The sequence below is a fragment of the Candidatus Nanopusillus massiliensis genome, from assembly GCF_920984865.1.
Genome location: NZ_OV100765.1, coordinates 138184 through 138835 on the forward strand (window position 1 = coordinate 138184; position 652 = coordinate 138835).

At 20.2% G+C, this 652-nt stretch carries 1 protein-coding gene; it reads right to left on the minus strand.

Going from position 1 to position 652, the window contains the following annotated elements:
- Positions 1-122 precede the first annotated feature (122 nt).
- A complete protein-coding gene (locus LUA84_RS01070; protein ID WP_231434030.1) occupies positions 123-314 on the minus strand; it encodes a hypothetical protein in 192 nt (63 codons plus the stop codon).
- Between the last annotated feature and the right edge of the window lie 338 nt (positions 315-652).

Here is a 652-nt window from a genome sequence, read left to right on the forward strand (position 1 = left end):
AAGCCTATTGATTTAATAAAGGATCATATAATAGAGAGTTTAAAATTTGGTATATTATTTTATATAGTATTGGCTTATTATTTTTATTACCATTATTAGGTGCCAGTTATATTTTCATATTTTTATCCAAGATTAGCTAATTGGTAATATACAAAAGTTACTGGAGAAAATATTAATCCAGAGTATAAAACATCATTTTTATCATTATTAATACCAAATCTATTATTTTCTATTGGTATAACTATAATATTAGCAGTATTAGTTAGTATTTTAATACAGCTAGGATCAACTTTTTCAAATATATTGAATATCAATAATCTACAAAAATTAATATTATTAGGTTTATCTAATTTCCAAACTTTTACATATGTTCTTTTAGGAATAAATATTGGTATAATTATAATAATAGTTGGTGGAATAATTTAGTTATAATTATTATATAGTATTTATGNATATACATTAGGAAAAGTAAATAAATTATTAATAGATGCTGAGAAGTCTTTAACATTATTTGCATACTGGCGTTTATTTTATATTATTGCAGATATAATATTATTAAGAATTGGTAAAATACCTNTATTGGGAAATATAATTGTAATAATTTTAAATATAATGATTGTATATCCAGCCATTAAATCTAATATTACTACTA